This window comes from Crossiella sp. SN42, from assembly GCF_023897065.1.
In the GTDB taxonomy this organism is placed as follows: Bacteria; Actinomycetota; Actinomycetes; order Mycobacteriales; family Pseudonocardiaceae; genus Crossiella.
Genome location: NZ_JAMHIV010000012.1, coordinates 176,897 through 193,757, shown reverse-complemented (window position 1 = coordinate 193,757; position 16,861 = coordinate 176,897). Strand labels below are relative to the sequence as shown.

Genomic DNA, 16,861 nt, shown 5'->3' with positions numbered 1-16,861 from the left:
CGAATGGTCCATTGTCGAAATCGTTTTCGGCGTCCATGGTGCGTGATGTGGCTATGCGAGGCAACACCCACAGCGGCATCGGGCCGGTAGTCCCGTCCCGGGGCGCGCTCCGTCCACTTGGGATGGACGAGGTGCGCCTCACCGGTGGCTTCTGGGCGCAGCGCCAACAGGTCAACGGCGCGGTGACACTGGAGCACGCGCTGAACTGGATGGACAAGCTCGGCTGGACCGGCAACTTCACCACCGTGGCCGCGGGCGCGGGCTCACCGCAGCGGCGCGGGCGGGAGTTCTCCGACTCCGAGGTCTACAAGATCGTCGAAGCGATGTCCTGGGAACACGGCCGGACCGCCGCGGCCGATCTGGACACCCGGATCGAGGCGCTGACCGGGATGATCGGCGCGGCGCAGTCCCCGGACGGCTACGCGCACACCGCCTTCGGCAGGCACGGGCAGCCGCCCCGGTACAGCGATCTCGCCTGGGGCCACGAGCTCTACTGCACCGGGCACCTGCTGCAGGCCGCGGTGGCGCGCACCCGCACCGGCGGGGCCGGGCCGCTGCTGGAGATCGCGCGCCGCGCCGCCGACCACGTCTGCGCGACCTTCGGCCAGGGCGGCCTGCCCGGGGTGTGCGGACATCCGGAGATCGAGACCGCGCTGGTCGAGCTGGCCAGGGTGACCGGGGAGCAGCGCTACCTCGACCAGGCCGCGCTGTTCCTGGCCCGGCGCGGCTTCCGCAGCCTGCCCGCGCACGAGTTCGGCTGGTCCTACTTCAGCGATGACGTGCCGGTGCGCGAGGCGAGCACGCTGCGCGGGCACGCGGTGCGCGCGCTGTACCTGGCCAGCGGCGCGGTGGACGTCGCGGTGGAGACCGGTGACGAGGACCTGCTGGGCGCGGTGATCGCCCAGTTCGACCACGCCTGGGCCCGGCGCACCCACCTCACCGGCGGCATGGGCTCGCGGCACCAGGACGAGTCCTTCGGCGAGGACTTCGAGCTGCCCGCGGACCGGGCCTACGCGGAGACCTGCGCCGGGGTGGCCGCGATCATGCTGGCCTGGCGGCTGCTGCTGGCCACCGGCGAGGGCCGCTACGCCGAGGTGGTGGAACGCCTGCTGCACAACCTCATCGCGGCGGCGATCGGCGACGACGGCCGGAGCTTCTTCTACACCAACACCTTGCACCAGCGCGCGGCCGCCCGCTCAGTGCCCGGTGACGGCGAGCGGCTGGGCGTCGGCGGCGGATCGCGGGCGCCGTGGTTCGAGGTCTCCTGCTGCCTGCCCAACCTGGCGCGGCTGCTGGCCAGCCTGGCCTCCTACGTCGGCACCGCGGACCAGACCGGGCTGCGCCTGCACCAGTACACCGACTGCGAGATCTCCGCGCGGCTGGCCGACGGGCGCCAGGCCGGCCTGGAGGTGCGCACCGCCTACCCCGAGCAGGGCACCGTGACCGTGCGGGTGACGCGGACCGGCGGTGGTCCCTGGTCGATCACGTTGCGGGTGCCGGCCTGGGCGAGCGGGGCGGTGCTCGTGGTGGGCGAGGAGCGCCGCCCGGTCGAGCCGGGGGAGGTCGTGGTGCACCGGGACTTCGCGGTGGGGGAGCAGCTCCGGCTGGAACTGCCGATGCGGCCCCGCTTCACCTGGCCGGATCCGCGCATCGACGCGGTGCGCGGCTGCGTCGCGGTCGAACGCGGCCCGCTCGTGCTGTGCGCCGAGTCGCTGGGCGAGGTTGATCTCGACGCGCTGCGGGTCGACACCGGGTCCGCCCCGGTGGCCGACGGCGACGGCGCGCTGGTGCGCACCCGCTCCGGCCTGCCGGAGGACCGTTCCTGGCCCTACGGCGACCATGCCGGGCTGCCTGGCCCGCCGGCCGCGCTGCGGCTGGTTCCCTACCACCGCTGGGCCCGCCGGGGCCCGGCCACCATGCGGGTCTGGCTGCCCACGGCCTGATCCGCGCCACGTCTCAAAGGAGAGACCGTGAAAGCGATGCTGGCGGCGCTCGCGCTGGTGCTGGCCACCGCGGCCTGCGGTGCCGACGGGACGGACGCCGCGGGTGACGGGGTGACGCTCACCCTGTGGACCCGCGCGGCGACCGAGTCGGTGAGCAAGGCCTACGCCGAGGCCTACAACGCCACCCACCGCGACAAGGTCCAGGTCACCGCCTACCCGAACGAGGAGTACCCGGCCAAGCTCGCCTCGGCAGGTGGCGCGCGGGCCTTGCCGGACCTGTTCGCCGCGGACGTGGTGTTCGCGCCGCAGTACAGCGCGCAGGGCCTGTGGGCGGACATCACCGACCGGTTCGCCGCCCTGCCGCACAAGGACTCGATCGCGCCCTCGCACGTGCGGGCGGGCACTGCCGAGGGCCGCAACCACGCCCTGCCGCACACCATCGACGTGTCGGTGCTGCTCTACAACAAGGACCTCTACGCCAAGGCGGGCCTGGACCCCGAGCGGCCGCCGCGCACCCTGCGCGAGTTCGCCGAGCACGCGCACCGGATCGACCGGCTCGGCGGTGAGGTGCACGGCACCTACCTCGGCGGGAACTGCGGTGGCTGCGTGGAGTTCACGCTGTGGCCGTCGGTGTGGGCCGCCAACGGTGACGTGCTGGACGCCGAGGGCCGCACCGCCAAGGTGGACTCACCCGAGATGGCCGAGGTGTTCGCCCTCTACCGCGGGCTCTACGAGCAGGGCGTGGCCGCGCCCGCTTCCAAGGACGAGGCCGGACCGACCTGGCTCGGCGCGCTGCAGAGCGGCAAGGTCGGCATCGCGCCGGGACCGTCGGTGTGGCTGGACCCGATCGAGAGCAAGGGCACCAAGCTCGGCGTGGCGCCCATCCCCGGCCTGGCGGGCGGTGAGTCCACCTTCGTCGGCGGCGACGCCATCGGCATCGGCGCGACCAGCCGGAAAGCCGAGCAGGCCTGGGAGTTCCTGGCCTGGACGATGTCGGAGCAGGCGCAGGTGGAGGTCATCGCCAAGGGCAAGGGCGTGCCCGCACGCACCGACCTCGCGACGAACAAGTACGCCACGGCGGATCCCCGGCTGGTGACGGTGAACAACCTGGTGGCCAAGGGCCGGACGCCGTATGCCCGCAACTTCAACGCCTCCTTCAACGATCCGCAGAGCCCGTGGCTGCGCACCGTGCGCGGGGCGCTGTTCGGCGATGCCGCGCGGTCGCTGGCCGAAGGGAACTCGGCCATCACCAAGTCGCTGCGGCAGGGCTGAGATGTCCCGCCTGGCCGGAGCCCTCTACGCCACGCCGACCGCGGTCCTGGTCGGGGTGTTCTTCCTGGTGCCACTGGGGCTCCTGGGCTGGATGTCGCTGCACCGGTGGCCGCTGCTGGGCAAACCGGCGTTCAACGCGCCGGACAACTACACCGCGCTGGCCGCCGACGAGCTGCTCGGCAACGCGGCCTGGTTCACCCTGAAGTACACGGTGATCATCACGGTGCTGCTGTTCGCGGTGGCGTTCGGGCTCGCCCTGCTGGTGCAGCACCGCAGGCCGGGCGTGGGGTTCTACCGGACCGCGTTCTTCCTGCCCACGGTGCTCGGCTTCGCCAGCGCCTCGCTGCTGTTCCTCGGCCTGCTGAGCAACGAGATCGGCCCGCTGGCCCGGCTCGGCCTGGTGGCCGGGGACGTGTCGCTGACCAGTGGCAGCCCCGATTCCGCGCTGGGATCGGCGGTGCTGCTGGTGCTGTGGCGGTTCGCGGGCTTCAACATGCTCATCCTGCTCACCGGGTTGCAGGCCATCCCGGTGGAGGTCTACGAGGCCGCGCGCATCGACGGCGCCTCCGGCTGGCAGCTGTTCCGGCGGATCACCGTGCCGCTCATGCGCCCGACGATCGCGCTGGTGCTGACCATGATGACCACCGGTTCGCTGCTCGCCTTCGACCAGTTCTGGATCCTCACCAGGGGCGGGCCGGACAACAGCACCACCTCGCTGGTGATGGTGATCTACCGGGAGGCCTTCGTGCGGCTGGACCTCGGCTCAGCCGCCGGGATCTCGGTGGTGCTGCTGGCCGTGCTGCTGGTGGTGAGCGCGGTGCAGCTGCGCGTGCTGCGCAGGAGGTCCACATGAGACGGTCGAGCTGGGGCTACCACCTCACGGGCGCGAGCCTGGCGATCCTGTTCCTGTTCCCGCTGGTGTGGAGCGGCTGGGCGTCGGTGCACACCGAGACCGGCTTCGGCACCGAGAACTACCAGCGGCTGTTCACCTCGGCCAGCGGGATCAGCCCTCGGCACATCCTCAACAGCGTGCTGGTCAGCCTGCTGACCGTCGGCGGCACGCTGCTGGTCTCCACGCTGGGCGGGTACGCCTTCGGCCGGTTCCGCTTCCCCGGCCGCGACCTGCTGTTCCTGCTCACCCTGGCGATCCTCATGGTGCCATACGCCACCATCCTGATCGCGCTGTACGTGCTGCTGGGCTGGTTCGGGCTACAGGACTCGCTGATCGGGCTGAGCGTGGTGCTGGTGGTGTTCCAGCTGCCGTTCGCCACCTTCATGATGCGCAACAGCTTCGCCGCCGTGCCGGTCGAGCTGGAGGAGTCCGCGCGGGTGGACGGCTGCTCCAGCTTCGGCACGCTGGTGCGGATCATGCTGCCGGTGGTCCGGCCTGGCCTGCTCACGGTGGGCCTGTTCGCCTTCCTGTCCTCGTGGAGCGAGTTCTTCGCGCCGCTGATCCTGCTCAACTCGACCGAGAAGTTCACCGCCACGCTCGCCGTGGTCAACATGCGCACCGCGAGCCACGGCTCAATCGACTACGCCGCACTGGAAGCGGGCGTGGTGGTCATGGCGGTGCCCTGTCTGTTGCTCTTCGCCGTCCTGCAGCGCAGCTACGTGCGGGGGTTCGCCTCCGGCGCGGTGAAGGGCTGAGAATAGAAGGAGGAAAGATGATCCGGCTCTGGAAGGGTTATGTGGCCGCTGTCTTCGCGGCGGTGCTGGTGCTGACCGGGACGACCCCGGCCACCGCCGCGGACTCCTGGTCACCGCCCGCGCACCTGGTCACCCCGCTGAACCAGGTGTGGCAGCACCAGGAAAGCACTTACCCGAACCTCTACGGCTTCCGCAACTACGGCTGGGACCAGATCTTCGCCAACCGCGGCTACCTGAACTTCTGCGTGCGCTGGGACTCCCCGGCGGCGGTGACCGTGGCGCAGCGCGACGCCATCCACGCCCAGCTGGCCCGGCAGTACAAGAAGTGGATGGACGCCATGGCAGGCCACAACAACTGGCCGTACGCCAGTGTGCCGGTCAAGGTGGTGGGCTGGGCGGTGCGTGACCGCAACCAGCTGAAGTGGAACGACAACTCCGTCGACATCTACGTCAACGACATCCGCGAGAACGCGCCGCAGTGCTCGGAGGGTTGCGGGCGCTTCTTCAACCGCAACGGCAGCTACCCGCGCTGCCCCGGTGGCGTGGCGCGGCACTACGACCAGTCGCTGTGGCTCACCGCCGGGATGGGCGGGGGAGCGGGCGGCGACTGGGGCCAGCGGATGGGCAGTGAGTACTTCATGAACTCCCTCAACGCCTCCGACGTGACCATCCTGCTGCACGAGATCGGCCACACCTTCGGCCTGGACGACTTCTACGACTGGACACCCACCGGGGTCGACCGCTTCATCATGAAGGCAGGCAGCTCCGCGGTGATCACCGAGTTCGACCGCTGGATGCTGCGCGACTGGTGGCGGCACCTGAAGAACCGCTACGGCTACTGACCCCGCCCGCGTTGCCTCCCCTGCTCTGAAAGGTGATGCGCATGATCCCCCCGCCCTCCCGGCGCACGGTGCTGCGCGCGGGCGTCCTGGCCGCCGCGGCCGCGGCCCTGCCCACGCCGGCATCGGCCAGTCCCGCACCGGCCACCCCGGCAGCGGCCGCGGCCCGTCCCGACATCGGTGTCTCGGCCGAGCTCTTCCCGCTCGGCGCGGTGTCCCTGCTGCCCGGCCCGTTCCAGGCCAGCACCGCCCGCACGCACGCCTACCTGAAGTTCCTCGACCCCGACCGGCTGCTGCACACCTTCCGGCTCAACGTCGGCCTGCCCAGCTCGGCCACCCCCTGCGGCGGCTGGGAGTCCCCGGCGACGGAGCTGCGCGGCCACTCCACCGGCCACCTGCTCACCGCACTCGCCCAGGCCTATGCCAGCACCGGCGACGCCGCGTTCAAGGCCAAGGGCGAGTACCTGGTGGCGCAGCTGGCGATCTGCCAGGACCGGGCCGCGACCGCGGGCTTCAACACCGGTTACCTGTCCGCGTTCCCGGAGAGCTTCATCGACCGGGTCGAGGCCAGGCAACAGGTCTGGGCCCCCTACTACACCCTGCACAAGATCATGGCAGGCCTGCTCGACATGCACGTGCTGGCGGGCAACGCGCAGGCGCTCACCGTGCTCACCCGGAAGGCGGCCTGGGTGGGCTGGCGCAACGGCAGGCTCAGCTATCCGCAACGGCAGGCCATGCTGCGCACCGAGTTCGGCGGCATGAACGAGGTGCTGGCCAACCTGTACCAGCTCACCGGCACGCAGGCGCACCTGACCAGCGCCCAGTACTTCGACCACGCCGAGATCTTCGACCCGTTGGCGGTCAACCGTGACGCGCTCGACGGCTACCACGCCAACACCCAGATCCCCAAGGCGATCGGCGCGATCCGCGAGTACCACGCCACCGGCACCACCCGGTACCGCGACATCGCGAGCAACTTCTTCGACATCGTGGTCGGCGCGCACAGCTACGCCATCGGCGGCAACTCCAACGGCGAGTACTTCAAGGCGCCCGGCCGGATCGCCGCCGAACTCTCCGACAACACCTGCGAGTCCTGCAACTCCTACAACATGCTCAAGCTCGCCACCCAGCTGTTCCGCACCAGGCCGGGCGAGGCGCGGTACTTCGACTTCTACGAGAAGGCGCTGTACAACCACCTGCTGGGCGCGCAGGACCCCGGCTCCAGCCACGGCCACCACAGCTACTTCACCCCGCTGCGGCCCGGCGGCATCCGCACCTACAGCAACGACTACCACAACTTCACCTGCTGCCACGGCACCGGCATGGAGACCAACACCGGGCACTCCAGGCAGATCTACGCCCACGCCGGCACCACGTTGTGGGTCAACCTGTTCATCGCCGCCACCCTGCGCTGGCCCGGCCGCGGCATCACGGTGCGGCAGGACACCACCTTCCCGGAGACGCCCGGCAGCAGGCTGACCATCACCGGCTCCGGGCCGATCGACCTGCGGGTGCGGGTGCCCGCCTGGGCGACGGGCGCGCGGATCCTGGTCAACGGCGCACCGCACACCCCGGTCACCCCCGGCTCCTACGCGCGGATCAACCGCTCCTGGGCCAGTGGCGACGTGGTGGAGATCAGCCTGCCGATGGCGCTGCACCGGGAGTCCACACCGGACAACCGCGCGGTGCAGGCGGTCAAGCACGGCCCGATCGTGCTGGCAGGCGCCTACGGCAACACGAACCTGACCTCGATGCCCGCGCTCCGGCCGGCCACGATCAGGCCCGCTTCGGGCCCGCTGCGGTACACCGCGACGGCCAGCACCGGCCCGGTGACGCTGATGCCGTTCTACCAGCTGCACGGGCAGCGCTACACCGTCTACTGGCAGGTCACCGAAGGCACCACCGGTCGTTGAGGAGGACCCATGCGAGCCACCCGCCGAGCGCTGATCCTCGGCGCCGCGGTCACCGTCGCCGTCAGCACCGTGGCGACACCGGCCGCGCACGCCGCCAACCCGATCATCACCTCCGTCTACACCGCCGACCCCGCGCCACTGGTCGTCGGCAACACCCTCTACATCTACGCGGGCCGGGACGAGGCCGCGCCCGGCCAGACCAACTTCCACATGCGGGAGTGGCGGGTGCTGTCCTCCACGGACGCGGCCACCTGGACCGATCGGGGCGCCCGCGCCAACATCGGCACCTTCCGCTGGGCCGGCGCGGACGCCTGGGCCAGCGAGGTGGAACCCCGCAACGGCAAGTACTACTGGTACACCTCGGTCAACGGCAACGGTCCCGGCTGGATGAACATCGGCGTCGCGGTCGGGGACAGCCCGCTGGGGCCGTTCACCGACGCCAAGGGCGGGCCGCTGGTCAGTGACAGCACCCCCAACTCCTCCGGGCTCAACATCGACCCCACCGTCTTCACCGACGACGACGGCCAGGCCTACCTCTACTGGGGCAGCTACTGGGCGCCCAGGGCGGCCAAGCTCAAGCCGAACATGATCGAGCTCGACGGCCCGGTGGTCACCCCGCAGGGGCTGACGAACTTCTGGGAAGCGCCGTTCATGTTCAAGCGCAACGGTCTCTACCACATGATCTACGCGGCCAACGACACCAACGGCTGCGTCAGCTCGACGAACTACGCCTGCCAGCGCTACGCCACCGCCACCAGCCCGATGGGACCGTGGACCCACCGCGGCGTGGTGCTCGACCAGGTCTCCTCGACCACCAACCACGCGGGCGTGGTGCAGTTCAAGGGGCAGTGGTACATGGTCTACCACAACGCCAACGCACCCGGCGGCGGCAACTTCCGGCGCTCGGTCGCGGTGGACCTGGTGCACTTCAACGCCGACGGCACCATGCGGCGGGTCCAGCAGACCACCACCGGCCCGCCGCCGAACCCGGCAGGCCCACACCTCTCGCGGGAGGGATGATGCGCACCCGCCACGCACTCGCCGCCGTGCTGCTCGCGGCGACGCTGACCGTGCCGACCACCGCGCTGCCCGCGCACGCGGCGCAGACCATCGGCTATCCGACCTTCTCCGGACCCGCGATCCCGGCGCCACCGGTGGGGTACAACACCGGCAGCACCATGCGGGCGATCTACGACGCGGAGAGCTCCGGCACCGACTTCTGGCTGGACCGCCTGCTCGCCCGCCCCGGCAACGACCCGGCAGGCTCCTTGCTGATGACCCGCGGCCGCGGGCTGTTCATGTACACCCACGATCCCGCGGTCATCGGCTTCGGCGGCAAGGCCGCCTACTGGGACGACCTCAGCGGCCAGCACGCCTACTCGATCGCGGTGTCCCCTGGCACCTTCACCGAGCAGGTGAACAGCAGACTGCAGAAACCCAGTCACTACAAGGCCGTCTTCACCAGCGGCACGATCCGGCTGGAGCTGACCAAGTTCATCACGCACAACAACGTGGCGGTGACCAACCTGGCCATCGTCAACACCGGCGGCGCACCCGCCACCCTGCAGCTGCGCGCCACCTCGCCGTACGCGACCACGGTCGCCGGGGACGAGCTGACCGGCAGCAGGCCGGTGAAGAACAACCTGACCACCATCCAGCCACGCCTCTCCGGCGACGGGTTCGCGGCCGGCGCCGGCGGCCTGAGCAGGTCGGTGACCGTCGGCGCGGGCCAGACGGTGACCACCAAGGTCGTCATGGGGTTCCCCGCCACCGAGATCCCGGAGTCCCGCACCGAGTACCAGGCCTACCGGGGGCACTCGCCCGCGACGGCCTTCGCCACCCACGTGCGTGAGTACAACCGTTGGTGGGCCGACAACATCCCGTACATCGACGTGCCAGACGCGGCGATCAAGAAGAGCGTCTACTACCGCTGGTGGCTGATGCGGTTCAACCACCTCGACGTCGACATCCCCGGCCAGGACTACCAGTTCCCGGTCTCCATCGAGGGTGTCACAGGGTACAACAACGCGATCGCGCTGACCCAGCCGATGCACATCGACGACCTCAAGTACCTGCGCAACCCGGTCTACTCCTACGGTCCCTGGCTCTCGGCCGGGCAGACCTCGCGCGGCGGCCGGTTCATGGACAACCCCGGTGACCCGGAGAACTGGTCCAACTCCTACACCCAGTACATCTCCGAGGCGGCCTGGCGCAGCTACCAGCTGCACGGCGGCCAACCGGCCATCGCCGGGCTGCTGGCCCGCTACGCCGAGGGCGATGCCAAGGGACAGCTGTCCTTCTACGACACCAACAACAACGGCGTGATCGAGTACGACTGGGGCGCGCTCACCGGCAACGACGCGGACGCGGTGTCCTTCGACTGGCGGCCGGGCCGCCTCGACCGCGCCGAAACCGCGTACGTGTGGAGCGGAGCCATTGCCGCCCAACGGGCCTACGCGCTCATCGGCAACACCGCCAAGGCCAACGAGATGCAGGCCCTGGCCGACCGCATCCGCACCGGTGTGCTCAACACGCTGTGGAACCCCGACCGGCAACTGCTCGAACACAAGCACGTGCCCACCAACACCCACGTGCCGTGGAAGGAGATCAACAACTACTACCCGTTCTCGGTCGGCATGATGCCCAGCACCGATCAGTACAAGCAGGCGCTGCGGCTGTTCGCCAGTCCGGCCGAGTACCCGGTGTTCCCGTTCTACACCGCCAACCAGAAGGACAAGGCCGAGGCCGCGGCCGCCGGGCACCCCGGCTCGAACAACTTCTCCACCATCAACTCCACCGTGCAGTTCCGGCTCTACGCCTCGGTGCTGCGCAACTACCCGAACCAGTGGATGACCGCCGAGGACTACAAGAAGCTGTTGCACTGGAACGCCTGGGCGCAGTACGTCGGCGGCAACACGCAGTGGCCGGACGCGAACGAGTTCTGGGCCAACTGGAACGCGGGCGCCCAGCGGATCGACTACCGCTCCTGGATCCACCACAACATCCTGGGCAGCAGCAACTGGACCGTGGTGGAGGAGGTGGCCGGCCTGCGCCCGCGCACCGACGCCAAGGTCGAGCTGTGGCCGATCGGCATCGGCTGGTCGCACTTCGCGGTGAACAACCTGCGGTACCGCAACATGGACCTGAGCATCGTCTGGGACGACCCGGCCGACGGCATCACCCGCTACCCCGGGGTGCCGCAGGGGTATTCGGTCTACCTCAACGGAACCCGCGCCTTCACCGTGGACCGGCTCACCCGCGCGGTGTACGACCCGGCGACCGGCTCGGTGACGCTGCCCGCTGGCGGAAACCTCACGCACAGCACGGCGGTGGCCGGTTTGCAGGCCGCGCAGGAGGTGGTGCAGAACAGCGCGCGCATGGTCGACGTGTTCGCCAAGGCAGGCGTCGACCTGACCTCCACGCGGCCCAACCTGGCCCAGGGCGCCACCGCCTCGGCCTCGCACACCGCCGCGGACACCTCGGCAGGCGCCGCGGTGGACGGGTTCCCGATCAACGCGCCGATCTGGGGCAGCTCCGGCTCACCCAACGGCACGGACTGGTACCAGCTCGACTTCGGCCGGTCCCAGAACGTCCAGGAGGCACGGCTGTACTTCCGGGACGACCGGGCGGGCAACAAGTACCGGGCCCCCGCCTCCTACACCGTGCAGTACTGGAACGGCCAAGCCTGGGCCGATGTCTCCGGGCAGGCGAAGACACCGGAGATACCCAGGGCCAACTACAACCGGGTGCGGTTCACCCCGGTCAGCACCGACCGCCTGCGGGTGCGGCTGACCCACGCGACCGGCTTCCACACCGGTTTGACCGAGCTCAAGGTCTACGGCCCATCTACACTCTCGACCACCGGCCGTTGATGTGATGCGAGGTTGACGTGCTGCTGGACTACCGGCTCGACGAGTCGTACGAGTCCTACCAGCGGCACGTCAACCTCGCCACGGCGGACGAATGGGTGCTCGGGTCGGACTGCTTCCTCGGCGAGGTCGACTTCACCGTGGACGGCCAGGACCTCCGGGTCGGCCCGGCGCTCGTGCCGGTCCTCGCCGTGGCCAGGGGGCTCTACCTGGCGGTGGCCCAGGGGCATTCCTACGCCGAGGACTTCGAGGTGGGGCGGCTCGTCGAGTTCGCCTTCCAGAACGACGACGTGGTGCTGCGTTCCCGGTTCACCGGCGGCAGCGCCGAAGCCCGCCGCACGGTGCTGCACGTGGCGCTGCGGGAGTTCTGCGCGCGGGTCGTCCGCGAACTGGGGGAGCGGCATCCCGCGTTGCTCGGCAACAACATCGTCACCACCCTGCTGGACCGCATCCGCCGCGACGACACCGCCGCGCCGGAACTGGTGCGGGTGCTGCCCAAGGACCCGGACGGCATCGGCGACCAGGTGGCCGCCCTGCTCTGGTCGGGCGGCGGCCTGGTGGACACGTCGTTGGCCAGGGTCGACGTGGAGCTGATGCCCGCTCCCGAGCCGATCCTCGACGAGCAGCCCGACCTGTCGGACTTCAGCCGCCCGCTCTTCCTGGCCGGCGGCCCCGCGGCGGCGGCACCCGGCCTGGTTCGCCGTGCCGTGCGCCTCGCGCTCACCCTGCACGGGCTGGCTGGCCACCCGGCCGCGCGCCTGCTCGGCTGACCCCGCCCCCAGCCGGCCCGCCGCTGGCTTGGCCCTGGCCGGGCCGGGTATTCCGAGGCCATGAGCAGGATGGGACTTGCCGCGGCGGCCGTGGTGGCGGTGCTGGCCGCGGGGTGCACCGCGCAGACCGGTCAGCCGCAGGTGACCACCACCTCGGCGAGCACGGCCGTCCCGGACAGCGGCTACGCCGACCTGGTCGAGCGGGTGGCACCGTCGGTGGTCACCGTGCGCGCCGGGGAGAGCCAGGGCAGCGGGGTGGTCTTCGGCGCCGATGTCGTGGTCAGCAACCAGCACGTGGTGGGGGAGCAGCGGCAGGTCAGCGTCCGGTACGCCGACGGCAGCGAGTCCGGCGGCACCGTGCTGGCCACCGACCGGATCACCGATCTCGCGGTGGTGCGGACCGAACGGAAGAACCTGCCGGTGGCGGAGTTCCGCCGCGAGCTGCCCAGGGCGGGGGACCGGGTGCTGGCCATCGGCAGTCCGCTGGGCTTCGCCAACACCGTCACCGCCGGGATCGTCTCGGGCCTGCACCGGGAGATCCCCGGGGCGGCGGCGCAGAACCGCGCGCTGGTCGACCTGATCCAGACCGACGCCTCCATCTCGCCGGGCAACTCCGGTGGCGCGCTGGTGGACCTGGGCGGCCGGGTGGTCGGGATCAACGAGGCCTACATCCCGCCCAGCGCCGGAGCGGTGTCGCTGGGCTTCGCCATTCCCGCGGCCACCGCGGCCTCGGTGGCCGAGCAGCTGCTGGCCGACGGCACGGCCGAGCACCCCTACCTCGGGGTGTCCCTGTCTCCGCTCACCCCGGCCATCCGGGACCGCCTGAGTATCCGGGCCGAGTCCGGCGCGCTGGTCATGGCGGTGGTGGCGGGCGGTCCGGCGGCCGGCGCGGGGGTGCGTCCGGGGGATCTGATCGTGCGCATGGGGCAGAGCGAGGTGCGGGTGGTCGAGGACGTGCTCGCGGCGCTGCGCCGCACCGCGCCAGGGACCGTGGCCGAGCTGGCGGTGCTGCGGGGCGGGGAACGGCGAACCGTTCAGGTCACGGTCGGCGCACAGCCCGGTTGAGCGGAGCCGCGGGCCGACGGCTGATCGCTGCTTCCCGCTCGGCCCAGCGGTCAGCCCAGGCTTGGAAGGCGGGAAAGGCGAGGAGCAGCTCCGTTCCTTCCGTGGTGAGCCGGTATCCGTTGCCGTCCTGCTCCACGATCCAGGCCGCGCGCAACTCGGCGAGGCGCTGGTTGAGGACGGAGGAGGACATCCCGTCGCAGCGCGCCTGCAGGTCGCGGAAGGTCAGCGGGTCCTCGCGCAGCTCCCAGATGACGCGCAGCGCCCAGCGGCGGCCGAGCAGGTCGAGCAGGGCCATGATCGGCTTGCCCGTTTCGGAGCCGCGGACCGGCTGTCCCGGACGAGGGATCTGAGACACCGGCTCCTCCTTGTGCTTCTGTTTCCGAAGCGATACGGTGCGCTTCGATTACCGAAGCAGGAGGGTAGCCCATGGCCACCACCGCTCCCCGCATCCCGCCCCTCGAACCGCCCTACCAGCCGCACATCCAGGCGATGCTGGACAAGTGGATGCCGCCGGACTCGGCGATCGAGCCGCTGGCGCTGTTCCGCACGTTCGGTGTGCACGACGAACTGTTCTCCCGGATGCTGCCGCTGGGCGCGGGCATCCTCGGCCACGGCCGGGTCGAGCCCCGGCTGCGTGAGGTGGTCATCCATCGGACCTGCGCGCTCTGCGGGGCCGAGTACGAGTGGGGAGTCCACGCCGTCGTCTTCGGCAAACCCCTTGGCCTGACCGACGCGCAGCTCTTCTCCACCGTGCACGGCAACGCCGAGGACCCGGTGTGGTCGCCGCCCGAGGCGCTGGTCTTCCGCCTGGCCGACGCACTGCACACCACCGGCGGGCTCTCCGACGAGCTGTTCGCCGAGCTGGCCGCGCATTTCCCGCCGGATGAGATCCTCGAACTGGTGATCACCGCGGGCTGGTACCGCACCATCTCCACCGTCATCAACGTCGCGGGCGTCGAGCTCGAGCAGTGGGCCGCGCGCTTTCCCGAGGCGGACCAGCGGCAGGTCCTTGTTTAGCTGGGACGACGCGGGAGAACTCTGCGCGGTATGGCGCTCTCGCTGAAGCGGTCCGTGACGACCCCGCTGCTGTTCCTGTTCATCCTGGGGGACATCCTCGGCGCCGGGGTCTACGTGCTGGTGGGCAAGGTGGCCGGGCAGTCCGGCGGGGCCGTGTGGGCGCCGCTGGTGCTCGCCTGGTGCCTGGCGATGCTGACCGCGGGGTCCTATGTGGAACTGGCCACGAAGTACCCGCGGGCCGGTGGCGCGGCGCACTACGCACAGCGCGCGTTCGGGCCGTTCGCCGCGTTCCTGGTCGGTTTCTGCATGCTCGCCGCCGGGGTGGTGTCGGTGGCGGCCCTCGCGCTCGGGTTCGCCGGGGAGTACCTGAGCCAGTTCGTCACGCTGCCCACCGTGCTGGTGGCCGGGGTCTTCCTGGCCGCGCTGGGCCTGCTCAACGCCCGTGGCATCAAGGACTCCTTGCGCGCCAACATGGCCGCCACCGTGGTGGAGGTCGGCGGGCTGCTGCTCGTCATCGTGCTCGGCATCGTGGTGATCGCCAGGGGAGAGGCGGACCCGGGGCGGCTGGTGCAGTTCGGCACGGCCGAGCACGGGCCGCTGTCGGCGGTGCTGGCCGGCGCCGTGCTCGCCTACTACTCCTTCGTCGGGTTCGAGACCTCGGTCAACGTCGCGGAGGAGACCAAGGACCCGCGCCGGGCCTACCCACGCGCCCTGTTCGGCGCGCTGGCCTTCGCCGGTGTGGTGTACGTGGCGGTCGGCTCGATCGCGGCCGCGGTGGTGCCGCCCGAGGTGCTCAGCGCCTCCAGCGGCCCGCTGCTGGAGGTGGTCCGCCTGGCCGGTGGCGTGCCGCTGTGGCTGTTCGGGCTCATCGCCCTGGCGGCGGTGGCCAACGGGGCGCTGCTGACCGGGATCATGTCCTCGCGGCTGGCCTACGGCATGGCCAGGGACGGTCTGCTGCCCGCGGTGCTGGCCCGGGTGCTGCCGCGGCGGCGGACGCCGTGGGTGGCCATCGTGGCGACCACGGTGACCTCGCTGGGACTCGCGCTCACCGGTGATGTGGCCTCGCTGGCCTCGACGCTGGTGCTGTTGCTGCTGGTGGTGTTCTTCGCGGTGAACATCGCCGTGCTGGTGCTCCGGCGCGACGAGGTCGAGCACGACCACTTCCGCATCGCCTCGGTGTTCCCGGTGCTGGGCGCGGTGTCCTGCGTGCTGCTGGCCTCGCAGGTCGAGGCCGGGGTGTGGCTGCGCGGCATGCTGGTCCTGGCCGTCGGCCTGGTCCTCGCGGCCGGGGTGGCGCTGCGGGCGCGCCGCCGGGTCGGGTGACACCACATCGGCCACCCGCCGTCGCCGGCAGGTGGCCGATGGGCCTGGCGCTCAGGAGCGGAAGAACGCCCGCAGATCGTCGGCCAGGACCTCGGGGCGCTCCATCGCCGCGAAGTGCCCGCCCTCGGGAAACTCCGACCAGTGCACGATGTTGGAGTTGTCCCGCTCGGCGAAGGTGCGGATCGTGGTGAAGTCGTCGGCGAAGACCGCCACCCCGGTGCGGGAGGGGTTGACCTCCGGCTCCCGCGCGGCTTTGGCCTCCTCGAAGTAGTAGCGGCTCGCGGTGGCCTGGGTGTTGGTGAACCAGTACAGCGACACCTGGGTCAGGATCTGCTCGGTGCTGACCAGGCTGGTGCCGTTGCCGAAGTTGGTGAACAGCTCGCTGTAGGCCAGCTGCCCGACCGGCGAGTCGGCGATGGCCGCGCCGATGGTCTGCGGGCGGGTGGCGTTCATCTGGTTGTAGCCGCCCACGGACTGGAACCACTGCAGGTGCTCCAGCGCGGCGTAGTCCTTGGGCGCCAGCTTCTCGAACTCCGCCGGATCGCCGGAGGGGAAGGAGAACAGCTGCTGCACGTGCAGGCCGAGGAAGCCGTCCGGCTGCAGCAAACCGAGCTCGCGGGAGATCATCGCGCCGCTGTCGCTGCCGTGCACGCCGTAGGAGTCGTAGCCCAGGCGCCGCATCAGCGCGTCGAAGGTCTCCGCGACCTTGCGCATGGTCCAGCCGCGGCCGGTCAGCGGCATGCTGAAGCCGGTGCCGGGGATCGAGGGCACCACGACCGAGAAGGCGTCCGCGGCCTCGCCGCCGTGCGCCACCGGGTCGGTGAGCGGGCCGATCAGGTCGAGGAAGTCGGCGAAGGAGCCCGGGTAGGTGTGCAGCAGCAACAGCGGGGTCGCGCCGGCTTCCTTGGACGGCACGTGGATGAAGTGCACGGTCTGGCCGTCGATCTCGGTGAGGTGGTGCGGGAACTCGTTCATCCGGGCTTCCTGCGCACGCCAGTCGAACTCGGTCCGCCAGTGCTCGACGGTCTCCCGCAGGTAGCTGTTCGGGGTGCCGTACTCCCAGTCGTCGGTGGGCGCGGGCTGCGGCAGCCGGGTGCGGGCCAGGCGCTCGTTGAGGTCGTCCAGCTCGGCCTGGGCGATGTCGATGCGGAAGGGGCGGATCTCGGTGGCGTTCGTGGAGTTCGTCATGAGGCAGACTCTAGG

14 protein-coding genes are annotated in these 16,861 nt (G+C 70.7%); 12 read left to right on the top strand and 2 right to left on the bottom strand.

Annotated features, from left to right (window positions below; all coding sequences use genetic code 11):
* Positions 1-122: 122 nt before the first annotated feature.
* From M8C13_RS16495 to M8C13_RS16450, 10 genes are read left to right on the top strand one after another with little or no spacing between them, the layout of a single operon-like run.
* A complete protein-coding gene (locus M8C13_RS16495) occupies positions 123-1,943 on the top strand; it encodes a glycoside hydrolase family 127 protein (protein ID WP_252481475.1) in 1,821 nt (606 codons plus the stop codon).
* 36 nt (positions 1,944-1,979) lie between these two features.
* Positions 1,980-3,215, top strand: a complete 1,236-nt coding sequence (locus M8C13_RS16490) for a sugar ABC transporter substrate-binding protein (RefSeq protein WP_252481516.1) — start codon at positions 1,980-1,982, stop codon at positions 3,213-3,215.
* 1 nt (position 3,216) lies between these two features.
* A complete protein-coding gene (locus M8C13_RS16485; protein WP_252481474.1) occupies positions 3,217-4,068 on the top strand; it encodes a carbohydrate ABC transporter permease in 852 nt (283 codons plus the stop codon).
* Positions 4,065-4,862 carry a carbohydrate ABC transporter permease gene (locus M8C13_RS16480; protein ID WP_252481473.1) on the top strand — a complete coding sequence of 266 codons (798 nt, stop codon included), beginning with the start codon at positions 4,065-4,067 and terminating at the stop codon, positions 4,860-4,862. The genes M8C13_RS16485 and M8C13_RS16480 overlap by 4 nt, the downstream gene beginning before the upstream one ends.
* Positions 4,863-4,879: 17 nt before the next feature.
* On the top strand, positions 4,880-5,704 hold the full coding sequence (locus M8C13_RS16475) for a hypothetical protein (RefSeq protein WP_252481472.1): 825 nt from the start codon (positions 4,880-4,882) through the stop codon (positions 5,702-5,704).
* 41 nt (positions 5,705-5,745) lie between these two features.
* A complete protein-coding gene (locus tag M8C13_RS16470; protein ID WP_252481471.1) occupies positions 5,746-7,614 on the top strand; it encodes a glycoside hydrolase family 127 protein in 1,869 nt (622 codons plus the stop codon).
* 9 nt (positions 7,615-7,623) lie between these two features.
* Positions 7,624-8,634: a glycoside hydrolase family 43 protein gene (locus tag M8C13_RS16465; protein ID WP_252481470.1), complete on the top strand. Its 1,011-nt coding sequence runs from the start codon at positions 7,624-7,626 to the stop codon at positions 8,632-8,634.
* A complete protein-coding gene (locus M8C13_RS16460; RefSeq protein ID WP_252481469.1) occupies positions 8,634-11,486 on the top strand; it encodes a discoidin domain-containing protein in 2,853 nt (950 codons plus the stop codon). Before M8C13_RS16465 ends, M8C13_RS16460 begins: the two co-directional genes overlap by 1 nt.
* Positions 11,487-11,503: 17 nt before the next feature.
* Positions 11,504-12,253: a hypothetical protein gene (locus M8C13_RS16455; protein WP_252481468.1), complete on the top strand. Its 750-nt coding sequence runs from the start codon at positions 11,504-11,506 to the stop codon at positions 12,251-12,253.
* Between the two features lie 60 nt (positions 12,254-12,313).
* On the top strand, positions 12,314-13,318 hold the full coding sequence (locus M8C13_RS16450; protein WP_252481467.1) for a S1C family serine protease: 1,005 nt from the start codon (positions 12,314-12,316) through the stop codon (positions 13,316-13,318).
* Here M8C13_RS16450 and M8C13_RS16445 read toward each other — a convergent pair.
* The gene (locus tag M8C13_RS16445) at positions 13,293-13,673 is read right to left on the bottom strand and encodes a helix-turn-helix domain-containing protein (protein ID WP_252481466.1); all 381 of its coding nucleotides are present in this window, start codon (positions 13,671-13,673) and stop codon (positions 13,293-13,295) included. The genes M8C13_RS16450 and M8C13_RS16445 overlap by 26 nt on opposite strands.
* A gap of 71 nt (positions 13,674-13,744) precedes the next feature.
* On the opposite strand from M8C13_RS16445, the gene M8C13_RS16440 reads away from it, so the two are divergent.
* On the top strand, positions 13,745-14,335 hold the full coding sequence (locus M8C13_RS16440) for a carboxymuconolactone decarboxylase family protein (RefSeq protein ID WP_252481465.1): 591 nt from the start codon (positions 13,745-13,747) through the stop codon (positions 14,333-14,335).
* A gap of 54 nt (positions 14,336-14,389) precedes the next feature.
* The gene (locus tag M8C13_RS16435; RefSeq protein ID WP_252481464.1) at positions 14,390-15,658 is read left to right on the top strand and encodes an APC family permease; all 1,269 of its coding nucleotides are present in this window, start codon (positions 14,390-14,392) and stop codon (positions 15,656-15,658) included.
* A 51-nt stretch (positions 15,659-15,709) separates the two neighbouring features.
* Here M8C13_RS16435 and M8C13_RS16430 read toward each other — a convergent pair whose 3' ends face one another.
* On the bottom strand, positions 15,710-16,846 hold the full coding sequence (locus tag M8C13_RS16430) for an epoxide hydrolase family protein (protein ID WP_252481463.1): 1,137 nt from the start codon (positions 16,844-16,846) through the stop codon (positions 15,710-15,712).
* Positions 16,847-16,861 lie beyond the last annotated feature (15 nt).

Bases quoted from the DNA above. Each gene is read 5' to 3' on its own strand.
- M8C13_RS16495 (WP_252481475.1), top strand. From the start codon at position 123: ATGGACGAGGTGCGCCTCACCGGTGGCTTCTGGGCGCAGCGCCAACAG.
- M8C13_RS16490 (WP_252481516.1), top strand. From the start codon at position 1,980: ATGCTGGCGGCGCTCGCGCTGGTGCTGGCCACCGCGGCCTGCGGTGCC.
- M8C13_RS16485 (WP_252481474.1), top strand. From the start codon at position 3,217: ATGTCCCGCCTGGCCGGAGCCCTCTACGCCACGCCGACCGCGGTCCTG.
- M8C13_RS16480 (WP_252481473.1), top strand. From the start codon at position 4,065: ATGAGACGGTCGAGCTGGGGCTACCACCTCACGGGCGCGAGCCTGGCG.
- M8C13_RS16475 (WP_252481472.1), top strand. From the start codon at position 4,880: ATGATCCGGCTCTGGAAGGGTTATGTGGCCGCTGTCTTCGCGGCGGTG.
- M8C13_RS16470 (WP_252481471.1), top strand. From the start codon at position 5,746: ATGATCCCCCCGCCCTCCCGGCGCACGGTGCTGCGCGCGGGCGTCCTG.
- M8C13_RS16465 (WP_252481470.1), top strand. From the start codon at position 7,624: ATGCGAGCCACCCGCCGAGCGCTGATCCTCGGCGCCGCGGTCACCGTC.
- M8C13_RS16460 (WP_252481469.1), top strand. From the start codon at position 8,634: ATGCGCACCCGCCACGCACTCGCCGCCGTGCTGCTCGCGGCGACGCTG.
- M8C13_RS16450 (WP_252481467.1), top strand. From the start codon at position 12,314: ATGAGCAGGATGGGACTTGCCGCGGCGGCCGTGGTGGCGGTGCTGGCC.
- M8C13_RS16440 (WP_252481465.1), top strand. From the start codon at position 13,745: ATGGCCACCACCGCTCCCCGCATCCCGCCCCTCGAACCGCCCTACCAG.
- M8C13_RS16430 (WP_252481463.1), bottom strand. From the start codon at position 16,846: ATGACGAACTCCACGAACGCCACCGAGATCCGCCCCTTCCGCATCGAC.